Source organism: Rhodovulum sp. HP10, from assembly GCF_047553435.1.
GTDB lineage: Bacteria > Pseudomonadota > Alphaproteobacteria > Rhodobacterales > Rhodobacteraceae > Rhodovulum.
Genome location: NZ_CP180201.1, coordinates 2,078,633 through 2,085,000, shown reverse-complemented (window position 1 = coordinate 2,085,000; position 6,368 = coordinate 2,078,633). Strand labels below are relative to the sequence as shown.

At 60.6% G+C, this 6,368-nt stretch carries 5 protein-coding genes and 1 pseudogene (1 of these 6 cut by a window edge); 1 reads left to right on the top strand and 5 read right to left on the bottom strand.

Features of this window, described 5'->3' with window-relative positions; genetic code table 11:
* Positions 1-1,444, bottom strand: the 5' portion of a protein-coding gene (locus ACK8CO_RS09775) for a methyl-accepting chemotaxis protein (RefSeq protein ID WP_414896500.1). It extends 389 nt beyond the left edge of the window; the window shows 1,444 of its 1,833 coding nt (coding positions 1-1,444); its start codon is at positions 1,442-1,444; its stop codon lies off the left edge, out of view.
* Between the two features lie 24 nt (positions 1,445-1,468).
* Positions 1,469-2,047, bottom strand: coding sequence for a hypothetical protein (locus ACK8CO_RS09770; RefSeq protein ID WP_414896499.1), 579 nt, complete (start codon positions 2,045-2,047; stop codon positions 1,469-1,471).
* Positions 2,048-2,272: 225 nt separating this feature from the next.
* Between ACK8CO_RS09770 and ACK8CO_RS09765 the strand changes: the two are divergent.
* Positions 2,273-2,698: pseudogene (locus ACK8CO_RS09765) on the top strand (IS481 family transposase); the annotation flags it as partial.
* Positions 2,699-2,784: 86 nt separating this feature from the next.
* Here ACK8CO_RS09765 and ACK8CO_RS09760 read toward each other — a convergent pair.
* From ACK8CO_RS09760 to flgK, 3 genes are read right to left on the bottom strand one after another with little or no spacing between them, the layout of a single operon-like run.
* Positions 2,785-3,888: a flagellar basal body P-ring protein FlgI gene (locus tag ACK8CO_RS09760; RefSeq protein WP_414896498.1), complete on the bottom strand. Its 1,104-nt coding sequence runs from the start codon at positions 3,886-3,888 to the stop codon at positions 2,785-2,787.
* A complete protein-coding gene (locus ACK8CO_RS09755; RefSeq protein WP_080617838.1) occupies positions 3,885-4,895 on the bottom strand; it encodes a flagellin in 1,011 nt (336 codons plus the stop codon). The genes ACK8CO_RS09760 and ACK8CO_RS09755 overlap by 4 nt, the downstream gene beginning before the upstream one ends.
* A gap of 3 nt (positions 4,896-4,898) precedes the next feature.
* Complete coding sequence (gene flgK, locus ACK8CO_RS09750; protein WP_414896497.1) at positions 4,899-6,368, bottom strand: flagellar hook-associated protein FlgK; 1,470 nt, start codon at positions 6,366-6,368, stop codon at positions 4,899-4,901.

Genomic DNA, 6,368 nt, shown 5'->3' with positions numbered 1-6,368 from the left:
CCAGGGCGACACCCGATTCGACCTGCTCGGAACTTTTCGAAATCAGAGACTTGATTTCCTTGGCCGCTTCTGAGGACCGCTGGGCCAGGGCCCGCACCTCCGAGGCCACGACCGCAAAGCCGCGCCCGGCTTCACCCGCCCGCGCGGCCTCGACGCCCGCGTTCAGAGCCAGCAGATTGGTCTGGAAGGCAATATCGTCGATGACACCAATGATTTGACCGATCCCATCGGAAGAGCGCTTGATCTCGGACATCGCACCGATGGCTTCCTTGACCACACGACCGGATTGTTCGGCATTGCCGCGTGCATCGCGAACCACGGTCTCGACCTGCGCTGCACTATCTGCAGCAGAGCGGACGCTGGTTGTCATTTCGTCGAGCGCGGCGGCAGTCTCTTCCAGTGTCGCCGCCTGGTTTTCGGTCCGCCGCGACAGGTTGTCGGAGGCCCCACTGATTTCCTCCGAACGCGTGGTGATCTCGGTCGCATTTTCGACCACAGCCCCCATCAGTGCATTCAGCGTCTTCACGGTGGCATTGTAATCCGAGCGAAGCTGGTCGCGGGCACCCCCGAAATCCTGCTCGATGGTAAAGGTCAGGTCTCCGGAAGCCAGCGCCGTAAGGCCGCGCCCCAGGAGATCAACCGCCCGTTTCTGATCGGTCCGATCAACGTCGCGCTCCGCTTCAGCATGTTTGGCTTCGAGAAGCTTTCCGCGAAGCGCCTCGAGGCTGCGGGCAATCACTCCGATTTCGTCGCCGCGTTCGGTATCGGGCACCTGGCGGTCCAGACTGCCGTCAGCGACCATGGCCATTGCTTCGCTCACCTCATCGAGCGGACGGCCGATCATCCAACGCAGTAGGAGAGTCGCCCCGATCAGGAGAAGAGCGAACAAAACGACGATCATTGCCATCGCCGGAGCCATCTCCGTCAGGAAGTAGCCAATCATCGCCTCCTGCGACCAGATCGCCGCGAACGCCCCGACGACACGGCCACTCTTGCCGTAGCGAACCGGAGCGGCGATGGCTAGGCCATCATCCGAATAGACCACGGCACCGCTCTCGATCGCGCGGGCGCTCAATACCTTTAGCAAATCCTGATCTGCGCTCGGACCGTCACGCGTCTCGGCCAGAACGGTCCCGTCAGCCGCCGTGACTTTCACCAGGTCCAGTTCCTCGCCTGCCCCATGGACATATTGTGCCATCTCGGCCGCGATCTCGGCCTCGTTGCGGAATGCAATATGACCGCCTAGAGCTTCGGAACTGGCCTGCGTCATCTGCGTCATCAGCCGGTCGACCGAGCGGTCCACGAGCTGAAGAGTCGAACGCACCGACAAGGCGATGAGGAGCGCCGCGACAATAACGACCGTCAGGGCAATCAGACCGGCGATCCGGACGAAAACCGACGAGCCGAAAGACTTCGTCCGTGCGCGGGGGGACTTGGCTTGCACCTTCACTCTCCTTCGAAAGGCGGATCAGAGGAACTCTTCCGCATCGACCGCGACAGTCATCGCGCCGATGGGCTTTCCGGAATCAGGGTCGACAAGCGTGAACGAGATCTGTGCCTGATATTTCATGCTCGACTCGTCGAATTCGACCTCGCCGAAATCCATACCCTCCGGGCCGACACCGAACGTCTTCTGGTATTTGGCCTCGTCGCCCTGCCAGTAGTCGGATGGAATACTCGATGTCGCCACATTCAGACCGCGGGCGTCCATCACGATGATCTCTGTCACCGCCCCTTCCAGGAACATCAGTTTCTGCCGCAAAAAGTCCGACACTGTATTGCCGGTAACGGACTCGATCAGCGGCTCCGAAACGGCACCGATTTCAGCAACCCATTGCTTGTCGAGCCGTTCGATATCCTCCTGTGTCAGGTCGACGGTGCGCGCATTCTGCGCGACAATCGCATCAATGATCTGCGGCGCGCCGGACCAAGGCGAAACGGAGGCCTCGTAGAAGGCCCGCATCTGGGCATCAAATTCACCTGCCTGGACGGCACAACCATGGCCACCGACAAGAAGCACAAGATACACGATGCGAACTGCGCGCATGGAAAGCCTCATTGATTGAACATCGACCGCAAGCCGCGAACTATGACAGCATATTACGTAACGTTACCCCATAATCGCTGCGCATTTCTTAACCGACCTCGCATCGACAAACCGCTTTCCGGTTACGGCCCCGGAGCAGTCCGGCCATCAATTTTTTCGATTACGGGGCTGTTTGATCCCACGGTTTGATGGTGCGATCCATTCGTCGGAATGGAAGGAAGCACTATGGGACAGGTTCGTCACGGCAGCGCCACGACCACGCACGCCGTCAGAGCAGCAATACAGCGATCACAAGCTTCGACCGCGGCGCTGAGCCGGGAGCTCGGGATCAATCCGAAGACGGTGGCCAAGTGGCGCAAGCGCGAGACGGTGGAAGATCGCAAGACAGGGCCGAAAGAGCCGCGCTCCAGCGTTCTCAGCGAAGCCGAGGAAGCAATGGTTGTCGCGTTCCGGCGGCACACGCTGCTGCCGCTCGATGATTGCCTCTATGCCCTGCAGCCGACGATCCCGCATCTGACCCGGTCAGCACTTCATCGGTGTCTTCAGCGATGAGCCACGATGCGCCAGTGGTTCAAGCGCCATGGCGAATGCATCTCGCGCCTGTCTGATGTCAACGGCGACAAGCTGAAGCGTCAACGATTCAAGCGCTACACAAGCCATGTACCCGAAGTCCTTCATCTTGTCGCCAGCAACCAAATATGGGACGCTCACCGGAGCGAGATGCGGCCTGGGATTCGTCAGCGAACCAAGAAATCGGCGTGCAGCGCACCTGCAGCCTTGATGCTTTTCAAAATGTCGATCATGTCGCGCGGCGAAACTCCGAGGGCATTGAGTCCGGCCACAACCTCGGAAAGCGAAGTTCCCTCGTTGATCTCGGCCAGGCCGGTCCCCGGTGCTTCTTCAATCGCGGCCCGTGTGCGCGGAACGACAACCGTCTGGCCTTGCGCAAAGGGATTCGGCTGAATCACGAGAGGTTCTTCCTGAACCCGCAGAGTCAGATTGCCTTGAGATACCGCCACGCGCGAAATCCGCACATCTTCGCCCATCACGATAGTGCCCGACCTCTGATCGACCACGACTGTGGCCTTCTGCTGAGGTTCGACCAAAATACCTTCGATGCGTTGCAGCGCATGTGCCGGCGAGGGAGCGCGGGTCGCAGCGATATCCAGCATGACAGTGCCGGAGTCGAGCATGCGTGCAACCCCGCGACCGTAATCGTTGTTGATCGCAGCCTCGATCCGTCCCGCAGTGGTAAAGTCGGGATTACGAAGCGCCAGGCGAAGCCGTCTGAGCGATGTGAAGTCGAAATCGATCTCACGCTCGACCCGCGCTCCGGAAGGAATAACGCCCGATGTGGGAACACCTTCTACCACCCTTGCTCCGTCACCCTCCGCAGACGCGCCTCCTGCAATAACCGTCCCCTGTGAAACGGCGTAGATCTGTCCATCGGCGGCGTTGAGAGGCGTCATGACAAGCGTTCCGCCCAACAGGCTCTTGGCATCACCAATCGCCGAGACGGTGACGTCGATCTGGGAGCCGGACCGCGCAAAGGGTGGCAAGCTGGCCGTCACAAGAACGGCTGCAACATTCTTGGGACGGAATTGCTCTCCGGTAACGTTAACACCGAGCCGCTCGAGAATGTTGGACATGATTTCTTCGGTGAAGGGCGCATTCCGGATACCGTCACCGGTACCGTTGAGACCGACGACCAGACCATATCCGACGAGATCGTTGCCGCGCACGCCATCGAACTCCACCAGGTCCTTGATGCGGATCGGGGCTGCGGACGCCGGAAATGCGACAAGCATAACAGCGAGGAGAAGAGACAGACGACGGATCATGGCATATAGTTCGTGAAGCTAAGGCGCGCCAGGCGCGCGGTGACCTTGTAGAGCGTTTCGATCTGTGCCTCGACAGCATCCATCTCGGTTGCGGTGTCGTAGGGATCGACGCCAAGGACCCCCTCGCGGGCGAGCAACAGCATCGTCCGGTTTGCGCCGTTCTCGGTCTCGATAGATTCGATTTTTTCCTGGCGCACCCCCAGCAACGCCCGTAGCTCGGTAACAGCGCTATCGGCAGAGAGAAGGCCCTCGCCCGCGGATTGGGCCAGCAGCGACCGCAGCACCGGATTACCTGACAAGACGGTTTCATCGGCCAGCAACGCCCCGGTAGCCAGAAACTTCAAGACGTCACGAACCGCCGGATCCAGCGCGGTGACATCGAGACGGACAGTCTCCGTCTCGTTGAGGCGGATCGATCCGACCGGGGTCGTCGATCCCTGATAGGCAACGGTGTCGAAGCCACCGGGGGTGTTGAACCAGTCGTCGATGGCAGTCTCGATATCGGTGACACTCGTCAAACCACTGATCGTCGCCCCCAAAGCAGAGAGTATCGTGTCGGCACTGGCGAGCGCTGAAGTATCGGTCGCATCGCCAGCGAACAGCGCCCGACCGGCGAAGCGGGTGTTCAACGCAGCGACCACCTGACGAAACTGCTCTTCGGCCTCCTGACCCGCCGCGACGATCATGTTTCCATGCTGTCCCGATGATCCATTGATCAGGCTCGAACCGATTTCCTTCGCGGTATCGCTGACCACTCCGAGCGCAGCCTGCATCACCTGGGCGGTCGATTTGGTCTCGGATGTAGCAAGATCATAAGCGTCGAGCAGGGTCAGGCTGCGGTCGATGGCCCCGAGAGGACGGAAATCACCGCGCACACGGGCAGCCGGATCGGCCGTGACCCCGCTGATGAGCTCTTCGGTGAGGCGCGCAAACTGTGCCTTCACTTCGGCATTGCGGATGCGCAGTCCGAGTCCTTGAGCGAGATCTCCCATTGAAATTAAGGACATGACCTAGATCTCCAGCAACATGTTGATCAGTTCGTCAATCGTCTGCATCACCTTCGCATTTGCGGCATAGGCCTCCTCGAACAGCATCAGCATCTGCAACTCGTAATCGGTATCGACGCCGTCGGCGAGTTCGGCCTCGCTGAGCGCCGAAGCGCGGGCAGAGCTAAAACTGGACTGCTCGATCGCGGACTGCGCCCGAACCGAAATCCCGGAGACGACTTCGGAGGCGAGATCAGCCATGGTGAAGGATTGGGTGATATAGGATCCCGAACTCGGAACCCGGCTCGCGGTCAAGGCGTCACCCATGGCATTGAGAAGACTCGCATCTCCCACCGAGCCCGGCGCCCCCGCCATCAGCCCGCTGCGAAGGCGCCAAAGTGCACCGCCTTGATCCGGATCGGCGACGAGGTTCACCCCGATCCGGGTGGACAGCCCGGTTTCGGCGTCAGGATCGGAAACGAGATTGAAAGCAGCACCGAAATTCGTGAACAGCCCCGCATCTCCTGCCCCCAACGAGGCATCGACCGCCGGATTCTGGAAACGCTCGATGAGGTCGCGAGCAAGCGCGTCAAGCTCGGTCTGCGCGTCGACCGCAGCTATGTCTCGTTGCCCGAACAGGGCTTCGAGACTGCCCCCGCCCATCGCGGCATATGTCCCGGACACCCGAACCGGCTTGCCGTTCATGGTCAGACCGTTCAGCGCGCCGCCTTCGAGCGTCATCTCCGGAACGATCACCCCGGCGCTGGCGAATTCGAACTCTGCCGGCGGGCCGTCAATCAGCGCGGCACCGTTTTCGGTATAGAGAGCGACCGTGCCGTTGTCGCGCGCGATTTCACGAAGGGGAACGATCCCCGCGATCTTGTCGATCAGGATCTGACGCTGATCGACGAGAGCACTGGCATCGTTGTTATAGGAATACTGCTTGAGGATTTCGGTATTGAGGTCCGCGACCTGCTGAAGTGTCTCATTGAGGGTCCGGACATTCGAGACGATACCCGCTTCGGCATCCATCCGCGACTGCTGGATATCATCTGCCGCCTCCTTGATCCGTCCGGCCAGATTTTGTGCGGCCGTCAGCACATTGGCAAGCCGCGCATCGCTGTCGGGTCGGCTGGATGCCGCAACCAGAGCCGACTCGAAAGCGGAAATGCTGCCGGAAATAGAGTCGGCACTGTCTGAAATTCCGAAGGCGGCCTCGAGTTTCGAGAGGCCATCGGCACGTGTCTCGGCCTCGGCCGAAGCCGCATCGGCCAAGCGTCGGTCGCCGATCAGTTGCTGGTTTACGTCGCGACGCACTCCCACGATCTTCACACCGCTGCCTGACGTGGAAACGGTGTTCGGTGTGGTTTCCAGAACGCGCCGTCCGTAGCCTTCCGTCAGCGCGTTGGACACGTTCGACGAGACGACCTGGGCGCCGCGGGAAGCGGCATTGAGGCCGGATAGGGCGTTGGCCAGGCTGGCGCTCAGGCTCAT